This window comes from Streptomyces sp. NPDC053426, from assembly GCF_055585405.1.
In genome coordinates this window covers 99,854-117,962 of record NZ_JBVJKE010000012.1, presented here as the reverse complement: position 1 = coordinate 117,962, position 18,109 = coordinate 99,854, and the positions used below count along the sequence as shown (strand labels likewise).

Here is an 18,109-nt window from a genome sequence, read left to right as displayed (position 1 = left end):
GAAAGAAGGCTGCTCATGGCCCCCTCGACGTCCAGCAGCGTCACCCTGAACATCAACGGCGAGAAGCACACGCTGTCCGTCGACCACCGCACCACCCTGCTCGACGCCCTGCGTGAGCGCCTCGACCTGACCGGCACCAAGAAGGGCTGCGACCAGGGACAGTGCGGCGCCTGCACGGTCCTGGTCGACGGCCGCCGCACCGTGTCCTGTCTGCAACTGGCCGTCGCGTCCGACGGACGCGAGATCACCACCGTGGAGGGCTTGGCCGACGGGGACCGGCTGCACCCGGTGCAGCAGGCCTTCCTCGACCTGGACGGCTTCCAGTGCGGCTACTGCACCCCCGGCCAGATCTGTTCGGCCGTCGCCGTCATCGAGGAGCACGCGGCGGGCTGGCCCAGCGCCGCCACCGGGGACGTGCGCCCCGAGGCGGGACCGCCTCCCCTGACCCCCGAGGAGATCAGGGAGCGCATGAGCGGCAACCTGTGCCGCTGCGGCGCGTACGTGCAGATCGTCGAGGCGGTCGCCCGCGCCGCCGCGGAGAACCGGAGCGAGACCGAGGAGGCCGCGGCATGAGGGAGTTCGACTACCGGCGCGCCGACGACGTCTCGGGCGCGGTGGCGCTGCTCGACGCCGACCCCGACGCCCGCTACCTCGGCGGCGGCACCAACCTCGTCGACCTGATGAAGAACGGTGTCGAGCGCCCGGCCCGGCTCGTCGACGTCCGCGCCCTCCCGCTGGACCGGATCGAGCCGGCCGACGGCGGCGGACTGCGCATCGGCGCCACCGTCACCAACAGCGACCTCGCCGCGCACCCCGGCATCCGCCGGAACTACCCCGCCCTCACCGAGGCCGTACTCGCCGGTGCCTCCGGGCAGTTGCGCAACATGGCCACCGTCGGCGGCAATCTGCTCCAGCGCACCCGCTGCGGCTACTTCACCGATGTGACCAAGCCCTGCAACAAGCGCGCGCCCGGCAGCGGTTGCCCCGCCGTCGAGGGCGAGCACCACAACCACGCCGTCCTGGGCGCCTCCGACCACTGCGTGGCCGTCCACCCCTCCGACATGGGAGTGGCGCTGACCGCCTTCGACGCGGTCGTCTCCTACGAAACCGCCGACGGCCCGGGGGAGTTGCCGCTGGCCGACCTCTACCTCCCGGTGGGCGACACCCCGCACCGGGAGACCGCCCTGCCGCCCGGCGCGCTCATCACCCACGTCACCCTGCCGCCCGCGCCGGTCGCCGCCCGCTCGCGCTACCGCAAGGTCCGTGAACGCGCCTCGTACGCCTTCGCGATCGGCTCGGTCGCCGCCGCCCTCGACGTCAGCGGGGGAGTCGTGCGCGAGGCCCGCCTCGCCCTCGGGGCCGTGGCGTCCCGGCCCTGGCGGGCCCGCGCCGCCGAACGCGTACTGAACGGCGCACCGGCCACCGCGGAGTACTTCGCGGCGGCGGCGGCCGCCGAACTCGCGGCCGCCAGGCCGCTGCCCGACAACGGATACAAGGTGACCCTCATGCGCAACCTCGTGGTGGCCGTGCTCTCCGAACTCGCCGAGGAGGCCGCCCGATGACCACCGCCACGACCGGCGCCACGACGACGGGCGCCGTCGGCACCGCGCACACCCGCGTCGAGGGCCGCGACAAGGTCACCGGCGCCGCCCGGTACGCCGGCGAGATCCCCTTCGCCGATCTCGCCCACGGCTGGCTGGTGCTGTCCACCGTCGCCCGTGGCCGGATCCTGTCCGTCGACACCGGGCCCGTGCTCGGCATGCCGGGCGTGCTCACCGTCCTGCACCACGGGAACGCCCCGCGCCTCGACATCGACTACGTCGGCATGCTGGGCGTTCCGCCGGACCCGACGGCCGCCGTCTTCCAGAACGACCGGGTCCCGTACGCCGGCTGGCCCGTCGCGCTGGTCGTCGCCGAGACGTCCGAGCAGGCCCGGGAGGCCGCCGAGCGGCTCGTCGTCACCTACGAGCAGGAGCCGCACGACGTCACGCTCTCCGGCGACCGCCCGGACGCCTACGCGGCGGACGGACACATGCCCGCGGTGACGGAGAAGGGCGACCTGGAGGCCGAACTCGCCGCCTGTTCCCATGTGGTGGACGCCGAGTACACCACGCCCGAAGAACACCACGGCATGATGGAGCCGCACGCGGCGACCGCCCTGTGGGACGGCGGCCGGCTCGAGGTCGTCGACTCCAACCAGGGCACCACCTGGGTCGCCGACGAGCTCGCGCGGATGTTCTCGCTGGACCCGTCCGCCGTGCGGGTGCGCTCCGACCACGTCGGCGGCGGCTTCGGCAGCAAGGGCGTACGGGTCCACCAGGTGTCCGCCGTGATGGCCGCGACCGAGCTGCAGCGGCCGGTCCGGGTCGTGCTGACCCGCCGCCAGATGTTCACCCTCACCGGCTACCGCAGCCCCACCGTCCAGCGGGTCCGGCTCGGCGCGGGACCCGACGGCCGGCTGCGCGCCCTGGAGCACCGCTCGCTGAACCAGACGTCCACGGTCTGGGAGTTCGTCGAGCCGAGCGCGGGCGTGGCGCGGTCCCTGTACGACGCCGACGCCCACCGCACGGAGAACAAGGTCGTACGGCTCGACGTGCCGTCCCCGGCGTGGATGCGCGCGCCGGGCGAGGCACCGGGCTCGTTCGCGCTGGAGTGCGCGCTCGACGAACTCGCGGAGAAGTGCGGTGTCGACCCGGTCGAGCTGCGGCTGCGCAACGACCCGGAGCGGGGGCCGGTCTCCGGGCTGCCGTTCGGCAGCCGCAACCTCGCCGCCTGCTTCCGGGAGGGTGCCCGCCGCTTCGGCTGGGCCGGCCGCGACCCGCGCCCCGGCGTGCGCCGCGACGGGCGCTGGCTGCTCGGCACGGGCACGGCCGCGGCGTCCTTCCCCGCGAGCGCCATGCCGTCCACGGCCGCGGTGACGGCGGAGCCGGACGGCACCTTCACCGTGCGGATCTCCGCGGCCGACATCGGCACCGGGGCCCGTACGGCGCTCACCCTGGTCGCCGCCGACGCGCTGCGGGTGCCCACCGACCGGGTCCGGGTGCACATCGGCGACAGCGACTTCGGCCCGGCGATGATCGCCGGCGGCTCCGCGGGCACCCGCTCCTGGGCCTGGGCGGTCACGGCCGCCGCCGAGGAGCTGCGGGAACGGCTCGTCCCGGGCGGCACCGTGCCGCCGGAGGGCGTCACCGTACGGTCCGACACCACCGCCGCCATCGCCGCCCTCACCCAGAAGGAACGGCTCTCCTACGGGGCGCAGTTCGCCGAGGTGGCCGTGGACGTCACCACCGGCGAGGTGCGGGTGCGGCGGATGCTCGGCATCTTCGCCGCGGGCCGGATCGTCAACCCGCTCACCGCGCGCGGTCAGCTCGTGGGCGGCATGACCTGGGGCATCTCGATGGCCCTGCACGAGGAGGCGGTCCGGGACCGGGTCTTCGGCGGCCTCTACGGCGCCGACCTGGCCGGCTATCACGTCGCCACCCACGCCGACGTGCCGACGGTCGAGGCGGACTGGGTCGACGACCCGGACCCCGACGACCCCGTCGGCATCAAGGGCATCGGCGAGGTCGGCATCGTGGGAGCGGCGGCGGCCGTCGCCAACGCGGTCTGGCACGCGACCGGCGTACGGCACCGGAACCTGCCCATCCGTCCGGACCGGGTGCTGCGGGCGGGAGGAACGGGTGTTTGACATCGCCGGCGAGCTGCACCGCTGGCTGGCCGAGGGCCGGGAGTTCGCCGTGGCCACGGTGGTGTCCGTGGGCGGCAGCGCGCCGCGCGGCCCCGGTGCCGCCCTCGCCGTCGACGGCGAGGGCACGGCGATCGGCTCGGTGTCCGGCGGGTGCGTGGAGGGCGCGGTGTACGAACTGTGCGCCCGGGCGCTCGCGGACGGCGAGACCCGTGTCGAACGGTTCGGCTACAGCGACGAGGACGCCTTCGCCGTCGGCCTGACCTGCGGCGGGATCATCGACATCATGGTGACCCCGGTCGGCGCGCACGCCCCCGTCCGGCAGGTGCTCGGGGCGGCGCTGTCGGCCGTCCTGCGGGGCGGGCCGGGGGCGCTCGCCCGGGTCGTCGAGGGTCCGGCGGAACTCCTCGGCAGAGCCCTGTTCGTCCACCCGGACGGGGCGTACGAGGGTGGCCTCGGCGGGGTTCCCGAGCTGGACCGGACGGCGGCCGGGGAGGCCGGGGCCCTGCTGGAGGCAGGCCGCACCGGCACGGTCGCCGTGGCTGAGGACGGGTCGTACTGCCCCGGCGGGCTGACCCTGTTCGTGGAGTCCTCGGTGCCGCCGCCCCGCATGATCGTCTTCGGGGCGATCGACTTCGCGGCGGCGCTGGTGCGGGTGGGCAAGTTCCTCGGCTACCACGTCACGGTGTGCGACGCGCGGCCCGTGTTCGCGACCGGGGCCCGCTTCCCGGAGGCCGACGAGGTCGTGGTCGACTGGCCGCACCGCTATCTGCGGGGCACGGAGACCGACGCGCGCACGGTGCTGTGCGTCCTCACCCACGACGCGAAGTTCGACGTACCGCTGCTGAAGGCGGCTCTGGGGCTGCCGGTGGCGTTCGTCGGTGCGATGGGTTCCCGGCGCACCCACGCCGACCGGGAGCGGCGGCTGCGGGAGGCGGGCGTGGGGGAGCGGGAGCTGGCCCGTCTCCGCTCTCCGATCGGCCTCGACCTCGGTGCGCGTACCCCGGAGGAGACGGCCCTGTCCATCGCGGCGGAGATCGTCGCCGCTCGTCGGGGCGGCACGGGGGTTCCCCTGACGGGCTCGCGAACGCCGATCCACCGCGACGGACGGTCGGCGTCGGCGGCGGCCTGAGCCGTTGAGGGGTTTTCGCCCCCGCCGCCCCTTCCCGTCCCGACCTGGGGCTCCGCCCCAGACCCCGCTCCTCGAACGCCGGAGAGGCTGAAACTTAGCCCCTCCGGCGTTTGAGGAGCGGGGGTCCGGGGGCAGCGCCCCCGGGGATGGGAAGGGGCGGCGGGGGCGAGGAGGATCAGGCCGCGGCCGGCTCGCCGGCGAGGCCGTGGAGGCGGGTGATGACCTCGGTCAGCTGGGCGGCGACCTCGTCGTCGTCGGCCGGGTGGGTCTCGGCGAAGCGGGTCACGGAGCCGGGGATGGAGAGCTTGATGTCCTCGATCACCTTGCCGCCCGCGATACCCACGGACTTGCGGGCCTCGTCGTGCGCCCACACGCCGCCGTACTGGCCGAAGGCGGTACCGATCACGACGACCGGCTTGCCGCTGATGGCACCGGCGCCGTAGGGACGGGACAGCCAGTCGATGGCGTTCTTCAGGACGGCCGGCATCGTGCCGTTGTACTCGGGCGTGAAGAGCAGCAGCGCGTCGGCGCCCGCGGCGGCCTCGCGCAGCCGGGCGGCGGCGGCCGGCACGGCGCCCTCGACGTCGATGTCCTCGTTGTAGAAGGGGATCTCCGCGAGCCCCTCGTAGAGCGCCACATCGGCACCCGCGGGAGCGAGCTTGACCGCGGCCTCGGCGAGCTGACGGTTGTGCGAACCGGCCCGAAGGCTGCCGACGAGGGCGAGGATGCGAACAGACATGGGGAAACTCCAGGGGAGGCGCTGAAATATTGCCGAAACAATCCGGACCGGGGTCCGTTTCTTGTTTGTAGCATCTTAACCGGACCGCGGTCCAGTTTCTTCCCGATGCTTTACGCTGGCTTCATGTCCGCCGCGCCGCCGCCCGTCCCGGCACCCCAGGACCCCGTACAGCCGCAGGAGTTGCTGCAACTCGGCATCGACCCCGACGAGCCCTGCCTGCGCGCCGACGCCGCGCGCAACCGGGCCCGCCTGCTGGAGGCGGCCGCGCTGCTCGTGGCCGAGCGCGGGGCCGACAGCATCACCATGGAGGAGGTCGCGGCGGCGGCCCGCGTGGGCAAGGGGACGGTCTTCCGCCGTTTCGGCGACCGCACCGGTCTGCTCACCGCGCTCCTCGACCACTCCGAGAGGAAGTTCCAGGCCGCCTTCCTCACCGGACCCCCGCCGCTCGGACCGGGCGCACCCCCGGCCGAGCGGCTGCGCGCCTTCGGCCTCGCGATGCTCCGCCGCTCCGCCGAGGAGCTGGAACTGCAGCTGGCGGCCGAACCGGAAGCGGGCCGCCGCTTCACCAGCCCGCCCCGCCGCGTCCTGCGCCATCACGTGACCCTGCTGCTGCGCGAGGCGGTCCCGGACGCGGACTGCGAGGTCCTCGCCCACACGCTGATGGCCCAGCTCGACCCCGCCCTGATCCACCACCTGATACGTCAGTGCGGCATGCCGCCGGAGCGGCTGGAGTCCGCGTGGCTGGACCTGGTCGACCGGGTGACGGGCCCGGCGTCCGCCCGCTGACGGTGTATCAACTCCCCCGGCCGACGGCCCGGTCACGGCTTCTGCAAGGATGCCGTACGTCATGGTGCAGATAACGAACACGCCCGCGCCCGCGTCCCCCGCACCGACGCGCTCCGTACCCACGAGCGCCGATGTGGCCCGCCTGGCCGGCGTCTCGCGCGCGACCGTCTCCTACGTCCTGAACAACGCCGGTGCCGTCCGGATCAGCGAACCCACCCGCCGCCGGGTCCGCGAGGCCGCGAGGGAACTCGGGTACGTGCCGCACGCGGCGGCCCGCAGCCTGCGCGCCGGGCACAGCCGTACGGTCCTGATGCCCGCGCCCGCCTTCCCCGTCGGACCGCTCTACAGCCAGTTCATCAACGATCTCCAGAGCTCCCTCGCCCGCCTCGACTACACGGTCGTGCAGTACGGCACCGTCGGCCTGCACGACGACGAGGCCGCCCGCGCCTGGGCCGAGCTGAGGCCCGTGGCGGTCCTGGCCCCCGGCTCCGGACTGAGCCCGCGCGGCGTCGAGGTGCTCAAACGCTCCGGGGCGCGGGCCGTCGTCACCCTCGGCCCCGAGCCCGTCGACGGCGCGTACACCCTGCTCATGGACCACGACGTCGTCGGGCACAGCGCCGGCGCCCACCTCTTCGACCGGGGCCGCCGCCGGATCGGCGTGGTCGTCCCGAGAGAGCCCGGCCTGGAGGCGTTCTCCGCGCCCCGCCTGGCCGGCGTGCGCGCCGCCCTGCGCGGCACCGACGCCACGGTCACCGAGCTGCCGCTGGCGCACGACGAGGGCGCCGCCGCCCGGCTGGCCGCCCGCTGGCGCGAACTCGGCCTCGACGCCGTGTTCACCTACAACGACGAGTACGCGATGCTGCTGATGCGAGCGCTCCAGGACGAGGGCGTCCGCATCCCGGAGGAGACCGCCGTCATCGGCGCCGACAACCTGATGCTGGGCCGGCTGCTGCGCCCCCGCCTGAGCACCGTCCACCTGGAACTGCCGTCCGGCCGCGAACTGGCCGAACTGGTGGACCGAGCGGTACGCGACCCGGCCACGGCCCCCGAGGCCCACAAGGCGCTGGGCGCGTCGGTGGTACGACGCGAGTCGACCTGACCTTTCAGGGGCGCGGGGAACTGCGCGAAGGGGGTCTGGGGACGAAGCCCCCAGAGGCGGGGCGGGAAGGGGCGGGGGCGATCCCACCCCCACCTCAGCCCCCGTGCCACGGCCGTCTCAGGCGCCCGGCGCCTCCCCCTGCCGCGTCTGCTGCTCGGCGATCTGCTTGCGGACATCGTCCATGTCCAGCTTGCGCGCCTGCCCGATGACATCCGCCAGAGCGGCCTCGGGCAGCGCACCCGGCTGGGCGAACACGGCGACCTGATCACGCACGATCATCAGCGTCGGAATCGACTGGATCCCGAAGGCCGCGGCCAGCTCCGGCTGCGCCTCGGTGTCCACCTTGCCGAACACCAGGTCCGGGTTCTCCTCCGCCGCCTTCTCGTACACCGGCGCGAACTGGCGGCACGGACCGCACCAGGCCGCCCAGAAGTCGATCAGTACGAACCCGTTGTCCGTGACCGTCTGGTCGAAGTTCTCCTTGGTGAGCTCCACGGTGCTGCTCATCGCGCGTTCCTCTTCCTGGTGTCGGGTCGGGCCGTCGGCACAACACGGCCGGCCGGTCACGTATTCCGCGCCCCTACCCATGTGGCCACAGCGCACACCACCCACCAGACTGACGCCATGACGGAAACGCAATCGACGCAACCGGAATCAACCGCCTACGACGTCGTGGTGCTCGGCGCCGGACCCGTGGGCGAGAACGTCGCCGACCGCACCCGCGCCGCCGGGCTCACCACCGCGGTCGTGGAGAGCGAACTGGTCGGCGGCGAGTGCTCCTACTGGGCGTGCATGCCCAGCAAGGCCCTGCTGCGCCCGGTCATCGCCCGGGCGGACGCCCTCCGCGTCCCCGGCCTGAGCCGGTCCGTCCAGGGCCCCCTGGACGCCGACGCCGTACTCGCCCGCCGGAACTCCTTCACCTCCGACTGGAAGGACGACGGCCAGGTCCAGTGGCTGGAGGGCACCGGAGCCGACCTGTACCGCGGCCAGGGACGGCTCACCGGCCCGCGCACCGTCACCGTCACGGACGCCGACGGCGGCAGGCGGGTCCTCACCGCCCGGCACGCCGTCGCCGTCTGCACCGGAAGCCGCGCCCAGCTGCCCGACCTGCCCGGACTCGACGAGGTCCGGCCCTGGACCAGTCGCGAGGCCACCAGCGCCCAGTCCGTGCCCGGCCGGCTGGTCGTGGTCGGCGGCGGGGTCGTCGCCACCGAGATGGCCTGCGCCTGGCAGGCCCTCGGCTCGCGGGTCACCGTCCTCGTCCGTGGCGAGGGCCTGCTGAACCGCATGGAGCCGTTCGCCGGCGAGATGGTCGCCGAGGCGCTCACCGAGGCCGGCGCCCGGATCCGCACCGGCACCTCCGTGAAGTCGGTGACCAGGGAGAACGGCACGGTCCTGGTCGTCACCGACGACGGTGACCGGATCGAGGCCGACGAGATCCTCTTCGCCACCGGCCGCGCCCCGCGCACCGACGACATCGGCCTGGAGACGATCGGTCTGGAGCCCGGCTCCTGGCTCACCGTGGACGACAGCCTCCGCGTCACCGGCCACGACTGGCTGTACGCCGTCGGCGACGTCAACCACCGGGCCCTCCTCACCCACCAGGGCAAGTACCAGGCCCGGATCGCGGGCGCCGCCATCGTCACCCGGGCCGCCGGGGAGCCCGTGCCCGCGGAGGACTGGGGCGCGCACGCCGCCACCGCCGACCACGCCGCCGTCCCCCAGGTCGTCTTCACCGACCCGGAGGCGGCCTCCGTGGGCCTCTCCCTGGCCGAGGCGCAGCGGGCGGGCCACCGCGTCCGCGCCGTCGACGTCGACCTGTCCTCGGTCGCCGGCGCCGGCCTGTACGCCGACGGCTACAAGGGCCGCGCCCGCATGATCGTCGACCTCGAGGACGAGATCCTGCGCGGCCTCACCCTCGTCGGCCCCGGAGTCGGCGAACTCATCCACTCCGCGACCATCGCCGTCGCCGCCCAGGTCCCCATCGCCCGCCTGTGGCACGCGGTCCCGTCCTACCCGACGATCAGCGAGATCTGGCTCCGCCTCCTGGAGGCCCACCGCGACGCCTGAGTCCTTTCAGCCCGTCCGCCCCTTCAGCCCGTCCGGCGTTTGAGGACAAGGCCCGTTCAGGGCCGAAGGGGGGCCGGGGGCGGAGCCTCCGGGGACGGGGAGGGAAGGGGCGGAGGGGGGCGAACCACCCCTCGGGCCGAGGTCACGGAAGCCTGAATCCCAGTTCCCGAGCCGCCCGCTCCGACGTCGGCTGCGACCAGCGTTCCATCACGAACCGATTGGACGACAGCGAGCGAGGCTCGGCCCGGTCGAGGTACAACGTGCCGTCGAGATGGTCCGTCTCGTGCTGCACGATCCGCGCGGGCCAGCCGGTGAACACCTCGTCCAGCGTCCGCCCGTACTCGTCCTGCCCCCTCAGCCGCACCTCGGCGGGCCGCGCCACCACCGCCTGATACCCCGGCACGCTCAGGCACCCCTCGAAGAACCCGGCCCGCCGGGTGCCGACCGGCTCGTACACCGGATTGACCAGCGCCCGGAACGGCTGCGGCACCCGCTCGCGCGCGAGGCGCACCTCCTCCGGGACCGGTGCCGGATCCTCGATCACCGCGATCCGCAGCCCCACCCCGACCTGCGGCGCGGCCAGCCCGACACCCGGCGCCGCGTGCATGGTGACCCGCAGCGCCGCCACGAACCGGGCCAGCAGCGCGGGCCCCAACTGCCCGTCGTACGGCTCGGTGCCCCCGCGCAGCACCGGGTCACCGGCCGTGACGATGGTCAACGGCCCTTCCGCGGAGAGCAGTTGCTCGACCCGCTCGGCCAGGGGCGCGCGATCGTCCGGAGTTCCCATCCCGTCAGGATCGCACGCCTTTCGCGTGTGGCGCAGGTCACATACACATCCCGGGAACCGGACGCCCCGCCGCCCCGACTACTGCACCACCACTCCGCCCGCCAAGACGTCCCCGGGAGAACCCCACCGATGACCACCGCTCCCTCGACCCCCACGGACCAGGCACCGAAACCCCCCACCCCCGAACCCGCACCCGCGAGGAGCGCCTGGGCCGGCCTGCGCCCCCTCGTCCTGCGCCTGCACTTCTACGCGGGAGTCCTGGTCGCGCCGTTCCTCCTGGTCGCCGCCCTCACCGGCCTGCTGTACGCCGCCTCGTTCCAGGCCGAGAAGATCGTCTACGACCATGAGCTGACCGTCCCCGTCGGCGACCGCAAGCTGCCCGTCTCCGTGCAGGTGGCCGCCGCCCGCGAGGCCCGTCCCGAGGGCACGATCTCCGCCGTACGCCCCTCACCCGAGGCGGACGCCACCACGAGGGTGATGCTGTCCGGCATACCGGGTGTGGACCCCGACCACACCCTGGCCGTGTTCGTCGACCCGTACACCGCGAAGGTGCGCGGCGAACTGGAACAGTACGGCTCCTCGGGCGCGCTGCCGCTGCGCACCTGGATCGACGAGTTCCACCGCGATCTGCACCTCGGCGAACCGGGCCGTCTCTACAGCGAGTTCGCCGCAAGCTGGCTGTGGGTGATCGCGGGCGGGGGACTGGTGCTGTGGTTCTCCCGGCGCCGCGCCCTGCGCAAGCTGCGCGGCACCGGTGGGCGGCGCCGCACACTGGCCCTGCACGGCGGTGTGGGCGTGTGGGTCGCGGCCGGTTTCGTCTTCCTCTCGGCGACCGGCCTGACCTGGTCCACCTACGCCGGCGCGAGCATCGGCGAGCTGCGCGCCTCCCTCGGCCAGGAGACCCCCTCGGTGTCGGCCGCGGCGGCCGGCGAGCACGCGGGCCACGACGCGGCCGGCGGCACGGCGGGCGACGCGGCGCACGGGGTCGGCCTGGACAAGGTCCTCGCGGCGGCACGGGCCGAGGGCCTGGGCGACCCGGTGGAGATCGTGCCGCCCGCCGACGAGAAGTCCGCGTACGTCGTACGGCAGATCCAGCGCAGCTGGCCCGAGAAGCAGGACTCGGTCGCCGTCGACCCGGCCTCCGGCGAGGTCACCGACGTCCTGCGGTTCGACGACTACCCGGTCCTCGCGAAACTCACCCGCTGGGGCATCGACCTGCACACCGGCAGCCTGTTCGGCCTGGTGAACCAGATCGTCCTGATGGCCCTGGCCCTCACCCTGATCCTGCTGATCCTGTGGGGCTACCGCATGTGGTGGCAGCGGGGCCGCGGCTCCGGCTTCGGCCGGCCGATCCCGCGCGGGGCCTGGCAGCAGGTACCGCCGTACGTACTCGTCCCCCTGCTGGCGGCGATCGCCGTCCTGGGCTACTTCGTCCCGCTGCTCGGCATTCCCCTGGCGGCGTTCCTCGCCGTCGACATCGTGCTCGGGGAGGTGGCCCACCGCCGGGGACGGCGGACGTACACGAGCGGCACGGCGGCGCGCTGACGCGCGGTGCCCGGCTCCCCGTCGCGGGGAACCGGGCACCGCGCCCGTCCTCACTCCTCGTCGAAGGAGCCGCCCAGCGCGGCGGCGATCCGCAGATGCGGCCGGGCCTCGTCGTCCCGCCCCTGCCGCTGGAGGGTGCGCCCCAGCATCAGCCGGGCGTAGTGCTCCACCGGATCACGCTCCACGACGACCCTCAACTCCGCCTCGGCGCGCCGCAGTTGCGCCGAGTGGTAGTAGGCGCGCGCCAGCAGCAGCCGCGGCCCGGTCTGCTCCGGCACCTCCTCGACCAGCCCGCCGAGAACGCGCGCGGCGGCGGCGTAGTCCTTGGCGTCGAAGAACATCCCGGCACGCTCCCAGCGCTCGGCCGGCGTCCCGTGGTCGTAGTACGTGGTGTCCACTTCTGGCCTCCTTCGAGGCCGACAACGGACCCGGAGGGTCCCGTATTCCGCCCGGGACCGGTCAGGTCACCAGGCCCCGGCGGTAGGCGTAGACCACCGCCTGGACGCGGTCGCGCAGGCCGAGTTTGGCGAGGATGCGGGAGACGAAGGTCTTCACGGTCTCCTGGCTGATCAGCAGGGCCGCGGCGATCTCGCTGTTGGACAGGCCGTCCGCGATGAGACGGAGGACCTCCAGCTCGCGGGGGGTCAGGGGGAGGTCCCGCGGCGCCCCGCCCTCGGCGGGGCGGATCCGGGCGGCGTACCGGCCCACGAGCTGGCGGGTCACCTCCGGGTCCAGCAGCGCCGCGCCCATGGCCACGGTCCGGATCCCGTGGAGCAGCTGGGACGGCGGCGCGTCCTTGAGCAGGAACCCGCTCGCCCCCGCGCGCAGCGCCTCGTAGACGTACTCGTCCAGGTTGAACGTCGTCACCACGAGCACCTTCACCGGATGCGGCACCCCCGCACCGGCCAGCAGGCGGGTGGCCTCGATGCCGTCGAGCACCGGCATGCGTACGTCCATCACCACGACGTCCGGACGGAGCCGGCCGGCGAGGTCGACGGCGGCCTGCCCGTCGCCGCACTCGCCGGCCACCTCCAGGTCGGGCTGGGCGTCGATGATGGTCACCAGGCCGGTGCGGATCAGCATCTGGTCGTCGCAGACCAGGACCCGGATCGGTGCGGTCATGCCGTGTTCCCCGTCGGTATGCGGGCCCGTACGACGAAGCCGCCGCCCGCCTCCGGTCCCGCGCTGAAGTCGCCGCCCAGGACGTCGACCCGCTCCCGCAGGCCCGCCAGGCCCCGGCCGCTCCCGCCGAGGGAGGAGGACACCGGGGTGCCGGAACCGTCCGTGCCGACCTCCACGGTGATCTGCCGTTCGCTGTGCCGCACCTCGACCCGGGTGGCGTCGCCGTGGGCGTACTTGAGGGCGTTCGTCAGGGCCTCCTGCACGACCCGGTAGGCGACGAGGTCGGCGCTGCCGGTCGACGGCGCCGGCGTGCCCTCCTCGGTGAACTTCACCGGCTGCCCGGCCCGGCGGGTCTGCTCCACGAGCGTGAGGAGCCGGCCGACGGGCGGTGTCCTGGCCTCGGGGCCGTGGTCGGGGTTGAGCAGGTCGAGCAGGTGCCGCAGGTCGGTGATGGCCCGTCGGCCGGTGTCGGTGACGGCGGTCAGTGTCTGGTCCAGTCGGTCGGGTGCGGCGGTCAGATAGCGGGCCGCCTCGGCCTGCACGACCATGGCCGTCACGTGATGGGTCACCACGTCGTGCAACTCGCGGGCGATCCGGGCGCGTTCGGCGGTACGGGTGTCCTCGGCGACGCGGTGCCGGCGTTCGGCCTCCGCGACCCGGGTGGAGCGCAGCCACGCCCCGATGCCCCACGCGAGGGCCACCGCCAGGTAGAACGTCACGAACTCGCTCGCCGGCTCGCCGGGACCGAGCCGGTGGAACGCGACCGTCAGCGCCACGTAGGCGACGGTGCACACGACCGCGGTGGTGCGCCGGTACCGTTCCAGATACGCCCCGGCGCTCAGCAGCGCGATGGGCAGCGCGGTGCCCGCGGGGGAGTGGTAGCCGCGGAGCTGGTCGAGGGCGAACCCGGCCACCACCAGGGCGAGACAGACGGCCGGCCACCGCCGGCGCACGGCGAGCGGAAGGGCCTGGAGGGCCACCGCCACGAAGGCGAGCGTGTCGAAGGGACGCTCCGGCACGCCGCCGACGAGCGTTCCGTGGTTCTGGAAGGCAGGCGGCAGCGACAGGGAGAGGACGAGCAGCCCGAGCAGGAGGTCTCTGACAATGACGTCCGACCGGCGCCACAGTTCCCGGACCCGGCGAGGAGCGGTCACCGGGGCAGTCTAGCGGTGGCGTCGACCCGCTCCGCACGCCGGCGGCGGGGCACCAGATTGCCGCGCCGGTGGGCCAGCCACAGGAACCCGATCGTCAGCAGCACACCGAACAGCACCGAGTACACGCTTCCCTCCGGGCCGAAGTCACCGCCGGTGATCCACTTGTTGCCCGACGTCGTGGAGTCCAGCAGTCCCTGCTCGGTGTCGTTGCCCGAGACCACGGTGCTGAAGATGCCGCCCGCGGCGAAGTTCCAGCCGAAGTGCACACCGATCGGCACCCACAGGTTGCGGGTGGCGACGTACGCGGCGGCGAGCATGCCGCCGGCCTCGATCGAGATGGCGAAGGCGCCCCACACCGTGGCGTCCGGGTTGGGCAGGTGCGCCAGGCCGAACAGCAGCGCGGTCAGCACCAGCGCGATCCAGGTGCCCAGATACTCCTCGACGATCCGGAACAGCACCCCGCGGAACAGCAGTTCCTCGGTGACGGCGGCGGCGGCCATGAAGCCGAACAGCCCGGCCGTGCCGCTCAGCGAACCCAGGCCGTGCACCTCGTAGTTGCCGGAGGTGAAGAGGTTCGTGATGACCATTCCGAACATCACGAGACCGATCAGCGTCCCCCGGCCGAGCGCCGGCGTGGCGCCGTTCGGGTCCAGTTCCGTGACCGGCCGGCGCTCGGTGCGCCCCACCACCCACCGGTAGACCAGCACCGCGAGCACGGTGGTCAGCGTCCCGAGGGCGAGCGTGAGCCACGGGTTGTCCCGCACCGCGTTCACGCTCTGTCCGCCTATGGCGGTGATCGCCACCACGGCCAGGATCTGCCAGACCACTCTCATCGAGAACTCCTTCGTCGGACCCGCGGCCCAGCGCCGCGTGTCGTGACGGACGCTACGGATCCGGCGGCCGGGAATCGTCACCGCACAGTGGACACTTGCCCGTAGCTCGCTCGGGGGACAGGACGAGCCCCGTGACCGCACGTGTCACGGGGGGCGAACTGTTGACCGGTCTTGAGCGGCTCACAGATGAAATGGATTTCTCGCGCCACGGAGACGCATGTGCCGGCCGATCCCTCCGCTCATCTCGCGGACAAGGCCGAATCCCCCTCTTCACCGCTGTGACCTGCTGAGAAGCCGAGGAGCCAGAAGATCCAAGAGGCTCGCGCCCCAGCGGTCGCACGGCCGGAGGAATGGGGCTCATCGGCCAATTCTCGTCGAACCAGCGCTCTCCACACGCCAGTTGACGCCTCCACGGCGCACTAGTACCGTCCGCTGAAATCGATTTCGACGCTGGCCGGCCCGAGCCCCACCGGGAGCACAGTCAATGCGCAGATCCGCCCCACTCTCCAGACCGGCAGGGCCCCTGGGCCGTGCCATGACCACGGCCCTGCTCGTCCTCGGCACGGTGCTGACGGTCGTGCCGCCGAGTTCGGCCGCGACCGGTACGACGCCGGACGCCGTACGGACCGCGGAAACCCAGGCGGCCGCCGTCGGTTCGCCTCCGGCGAGCGACTTCTTCTCGACCGTCGCCGTGGACCCGGCGGCCACCGTCGGCGCGCCCGCGGCCGGCGACAACCGGGACCACGGTGACCTCTGGCCCAACTGCTGGTCCGACGACGACAACGTGTACGCCGCCTACGGCGACGGGACCGGCTTCGGCAGCGACTTCAGCGACATCGGAGTCGCGAAGATCTCCGGCATGCCCGGCGCCCTGACCGGATCACAGCTCTCCACCGACGTCGGTCAGATCTGGAGCGCCGGCCACAACCGCAAGCCCACCGGCATGGCCTGTGTGAACGGCGACCTCTACCTCGCGGTGCAGGACCTGGCGCACGACTTCAACGACGCCCCCGCCGCGACGATCGCCAGGTCCACCGACAAGGGCCGCACCTGGACCTGGGACCGCAACCGGCCGATGTTCGGCGGCGGCGTCTTCACCACGGTCATGTTCCTGGACTACGGCAAGAACTACGCCAACGCCCCCGACGACTACGTCTACGCCTACGGCCTGGACCACAACTGGCGGGACTCCTTCGACAACACCGTCCCCGATCCCGTCGACCTGTACCTGGCCCGCGTCCACAAGAACTCCGTCATGGACGAGAACGCCTGGCAGTACATGTCCGGCACGGACACCTCTGGCAACCCGGTCTGGTCCACGGAGATCTCACAGCGCAAGCCCGTCCTCCACGACGACCGGCGCGTCTACCAGAACGTCCTCACCCCCGGCCGGGCCCGCGACATGACGGTCCTCAGCCAGGGCGGCGTCGTCTACAACAAGCCGCTGAACCGCTACATCTACACCTCGTGGACCGAGTACACCTTCGAGTTCTACGAGTCCCCGACCCCCTGGGGCCCCTGGAAGCACTTCGCGACCAAGGACTTCGGCGGCTACCCCTGGACCCACACCAAGCACGGCGGCTACGCGACGACGATCCCGTCGAAGTACATCAGCGCCGACGGCAAGTCGATGTGGCTCCAGTCCAACGTCTGCCCCTGCGGCGGAGGTTACCCGCAGGGCGACCACTACGCGTACACCTTCTCCCTGCGGAAACTGAGCCTGGAGCCGCGCCGCGACACCACGCCCGGCAACGCCGCCGATCCGAACCGCAACCTCGCCCGTGAACCCGGCACCGTGCCGATCCAGCGGGCCACCCACTTCGGCAAGGACGCCTTCTACGCCGACGGCAACCGCGACCAGAGCGAGGACGACTGGAACGACGAGCGCAAGGACGCCAGTTGGTGGGGTTACACCTGGCCGCGCCAGTACATGATGAACAAGGTCACCTACACCACGGGCGACATGTTCGCGGACGGCGGCTGGTTCGCCGGTGACCTGCGCGTCCAGGTCCGGCGCGACAACCGGTGGGTGGACGTCTCCGGCCAGCGCGTCGGCCCCGCGTACCCGTACGACAACACCGCGGGCCCGCACCGGACCTACACCTTCTCCTTCGACCCGACGGCGGGCGACGGCGTGCGGATCGTCGGACGTCCGGGCGGGGAGAAGACCTTCACCTCCATCGCGGAGCTCGAGGTCCACTACGGCGACGCCGGCGGCCTGATGCTCGGCGGTTCACCGACCGATGTGACCGGTGACGGCAAGGACGACATCGTCACGTTCACCCGCGGCACCGCCGCGGAGGTCTACGCGGTCCCGTCGAACGGCACCGCGTTCACCGGTGGAGGCAAGTGGAACGACCACTTCGCCCCCGGCGGGGAGACACCGCTCACCGGTGACTTCAACGGGGACGACAAGGACGACGCGATCACCTTCACCCAGGGGTCGACGGCCGACGTCTACGTCGCGCCCTCCACCGGCACCTCGTTCGCCACCGGCCAGAAGTGGAGCGACCACTTCGCGCCCGGCGGCGAGGTCCCGGCCGTGGGCGACTTCGACGGTGACGGGACCGACGACATCGTCACCTTCACCCAGGACGACACCTCCGACGTCTACGTGTCCCTCTCCGACGACACGTCCTTCACCACCGGCGGGAAATGGCACGACCACTTCGCGCCGCGCGGCGAGTTCCCGGCCGTGGGCGACGTGAACGGCGACAAGAAGGACGACATCATCACCTTCACCAAGGGCACCGAAGCCGCCGTCTACGTCGCCTTCTCCGACGGGAAGTCCTTCGGGCCGGCGCGCAAGGTCCTCACCGGCTTCTCGCCCGGCGCCGAACTGCCGCGGGTGGGCGACTTCGACGGGGACGGCCTCGACGACATCGCCTCCTTCACCGCGGACGCGGCCGCCGAGGTCCGCGTCGCCCTGTCCGACGGCGAGGGCTTCGTCACCAAGGGCGTCTGGCACGACGCGTTCTCGGGACCCGGCGCCTACCCGTACGTCGGCGACTTCGACGAGGACGGCCGGGACGACGTGGTCTCCTTCGACCACACCCCCGAGGCCGATGTGCACGTGGCGCTCTCGTCCGGCACCGCCTTCGGGGAGTCGAGGAAGTGGAACGACTTCTTCGGTCTCCCCGGCGAGATCTCTCTCTGA

At 72.8% G+C, this 18,109-nt stretch carries 16 protein-coding genes; 9 read left to right on the top strand and 7 right to left on the bottom strand.

Annotation, left to right across the window (positions count from 1 at the left end; genetic code table 11):
• Nucleotides 1–15: 15 nt before the first annotated feature.
• Genes ACZ62B_RS24380 through ACZ62B_RS24365 form a run of 4 tightly spaced genes read left to right on the top strand, consistent with a single transcriptional unit; the run spans nt 16 to nt 4,817 of the window.
• Nucleotides 16–573 carry a (2Fe-2S)-binding protein gene (locus tag ACZ62B_RS24380; protein ID WP_344557015.1) on the top strand — a complete coding sequence of 186 codons (558 nt, stop codon included), beginning with the start codon at nt 16–18 and terminating at the stop codon, nt 571–573.
• Nucleotides 570–1,562, top strand: coding sequence for an FAD binding domain-containing protein (locus ACZ62B_RS24375; protein ID WP_469692054.1), 993 nt, complete (start codon nt 570–572; stop codon nt 1,560–1,562). The genes ACZ62B_RS24380 and ACZ62B_RS24375 overlap by 4 nt, the downstream gene beginning before the upstream one ends.
• The gene (locus ACZ62B_RS24370) at nt 1,559–3,688 is read left to right on the top strand and encodes a xanthine dehydrogenase family protein molybdopterin-binding subunit (RefSeq protein ID WP_469692052.1); all 2,130 of its coding nucleotides are present in this window, start codon (nt 1,559–1,561) and stop codon (nt 3,686–3,688) included. The genes ACZ62B_RS24375 and ACZ62B_RS24370 overlap by 4 nt, the downstream gene beginning before the upstream one ends.
• Nucleotides 3,681–4,817 (top strand): XdhC family protein, encoded by a 1,137-nt coding sequence (locus ACZ62B_RS24365; RefSeq protein WP_469692050.1) that lies wholly within the window; start codon nt 3,681–3,683, stop codon nt 4,815–4,817. The genes ACZ62B_RS24370 and ACZ62B_RS24365 overlap by 8 nt, the downstream gene beginning before the upstream one ends.
• Nucleotides 4,818–4,992: 175 nt before the next feature.
• Here ACZ62B_RS24365 and ACZ62B_RS24360 read toward each other — a convergent pair whose 3' ends face one another.
• Nucleotides 4,993–5,556, bottom strand: coding sequence for an NADPH-dependent FMN reductase (locus ACZ62B_RS24360; RefSeq protein ID WP_344557023.1), 564 nt, complete (start codon nt 5,554–5,556; stop codon nt 4,993–4,995).
• A gap of 123 nt (nt 5,557–5,679) precedes the next feature.
• Between ACZ62B_RS24360 and ACZ62B_RS24355 the strand changes: the two genes are divergently transcribed.
• Together ACZ62B_RS24355 and ACZ62B_RS24350 are read left to right on the top strand one after the other, a co-directional pair.
• Entirely contained in the window at nt 5,680–6,342 is a 663-nt protein-coding gene (locus ACZ62B_RS24355; RefSeq protein WP_344557025.1) for a TetR/AcrR family transcriptional regulator, read from the top strand.
• 61 nt (nt 6,343–6,403) lie between these two features.
• Nucleotides 6,404–7,441 (top strand): LacI family DNA-binding transcriptional regulator, encoded by a 1,038-nt coding sequence (locus tag ACZ62B_RS24350; protein ID WP_468882456.1) that lies wholly within the window; start codon nt 6,404–6,406, stop codon nt 7,439–7,441.
• A 117-nt stretch (nt 7,442–7,558) separates the two neighbouring features.
• Here the strand turns inward: ACZ62B_RS24350 and trxA are convergent, their stop codons facing one another.
• Complete coding sequence (trxA, locus tag ACZ62B_RS24345) at nt 7,559–8,029, bottom strand: thioredoxin (RefSeq protein ID WP_344557029.1); 471 nt, start codon at nt 8,027–8,029, stop codon at nt 7,559–7,561.
• Nucleotides 8,030–8,065: 36 nt separating this feature from the next.
• Here trxA and ACZ62B_RS24340 point away from each other — a divergent pair, with 36 nt between their 5' ends.
• Nucleotides 8,066–9,511: a dihydrolipoyl dehydrogenase family protein gene (locus ACZ62B_RS24340; RefSeq protein ID WP_344557031.1), complete on the top strand. Its 1,446-nt coding sequence runs from the start codon at nt 8,066–8,068 to the stop codon at nt 9,509–9,511.
• Between the two features lie 142 nt (nt 9,512–9,653).
• On the opposite strand, the gene ACZ62B_RS24335 is transcribed toward ACZ62B_RS24340, so the two are convergent.
• Nucleotides 9,654–10,298, bottom strand: coding sequence for a peptide deformylase (locus ACZ62B_RS24335; RefSeq protein WP_469692047.1), 645 nt, complete (start codon nt 10,296–10,298; stop codon nt 9,654–9,656).
• Between the two features lie 129 nt (nt 10,299–10,427).
• Here ACZ62B_RS24335 and ACZ62B_RS24330 point away from each other — a divergent pair, with 129 nt between their 5' ends.
• On the top strand, nt 10,428–11,843 hold the full coding sequence (locus tag ACZ62B_RS24330) for a PepSY-associated TM helix domain-containing protein (RefSeq protein WP_468882461.1): 1,416 nt from the start codon (nt 10,428–10,430) through the stop codon (nt 11,841–11,843).
• A 50-nt stretch (nt 11,844–11,893) separates the two neighbouring features.
• On the opposite strand, the gene ACZ62B_RS24325 is transcribed toward ACZ62B_RS24330, so the two are convergent.
• From ACZ62B_RS24325 to ACZ62B_RS24310, 4 genes are all read right to left on the bottom strand, one after another.
• On the bottom strand, nt 11,894–12,241 hold the full coding sequence (locus tag ACZ62B_RS24325) for a tetratricopeptide repeat protein (protein ID WP_085575228.1): 348 nt from the start codon (nt 12,239–12,241) through the stop codon (nt 11,894–11,896).
• Between the two features lie 61 nt (nt 12,242–12,302).
• Nucleotides 12,303–12,965: a response regulator transcription factor gene (locus ACZ62B_RS24320; RefSeq protein ID WP_344557039.1), complete on the bottom strand. Its 663-nt coding sequence runs from the start codon at nt 12,963–12,965 to the stop codon at nt 12,303–12,305.
• On the bottom strand, nt 12,962–14,119 hold the full coding sequence (locus tag ACZ62B_RS24315; protein ID WP_344557041.1) for a sensor histidine kinase: 1,158 nt from the start codon (nt 14,117–14,119) through the stop codon (nt 12,962–12,964). The genes ACZ62B_RS24320 and ACZ62B_RS24315 overlap by 4 nt, the downstream gene beginning before the upstream one ends.
• Complete coding sequence (locus ACZ62B_RS24310; protein WP_344557043.1) at nt 14,116–14,952, bottom strand: CPBP family intramembrane glutamic endopeptidase; 837 nt, start codon at nt 14,950–14,952, stop codon at nt 14,116–14,118. The genes ACZ62B_RS24315 and ACZ62B_RS24310 overlap by 4 nt, the downstream gene beginning before the upstream one ends.
• A 535-nt stretch (nt 14,953–15,487) precedes the next feature.
• Here ACZ62B_RS24310 and ACZ62B_RS24305 point away from each other — a divergent pair.
• Nucleotides 15,488–18,109, top strand: a complete 2,622-nt coding sequence (locus ACZ62B_RS24305; protein WP_344557045.1) for an FG-GAP-like repeat-containing protein — start codon at nt 15,488–15,490, stop codon at nt 18,107–18,109.